Annotated in this window: 1 protein-coding gene; it reads right to left on the bottom strand. The window is 69.4% G+C overall.

Annotated elements, in window-relative coordinates:
- A partial coding sequence (locus ACZ1A1_RS24950; RefSeq protein WP_463622067.1) for an electron transfer flavoprotein subunit alpha/FixB family protein occupies positions 1-314 on the bottom strand: 314 nt, incomplete at both ends.

The raw sequence follows: 314 nt of genomic DNA, 5'->3' as shown, positions 1-314 counted from the left end.
CCCGAGATGCCGCAGGCAATGTAGAGCTGCGGCGCGACCACCTTGCCCGTCTGCCCGACCTGCCAGTCGTTCGGCGCATAGCCCGCATCGACCGCCGCGCGGGACGCACCGACGGCCGCACCGAGCTTGTCGGCCACAGGAAGGATCACCTCCTGGAACTTCTCCGACGAGCCGAGCGCGCGCCCGCCCGAGATGATGATCTTCGCGGACGTCAGCTCCGGACGGTCGGACGAGGACAGCGCGTCCTTGACATGCGTCGAGAGGCCCGGGTTCGCTGCGGCCGAGATGGTCTCGATGGCGGCATTGCCGCCCTC

It is taken from the genome of Shinella sp. R2-11, from assembly GCF_055330205.1.
This window is presented reverse-complemented; position numbering and strand designations above follow the sequence as displayed.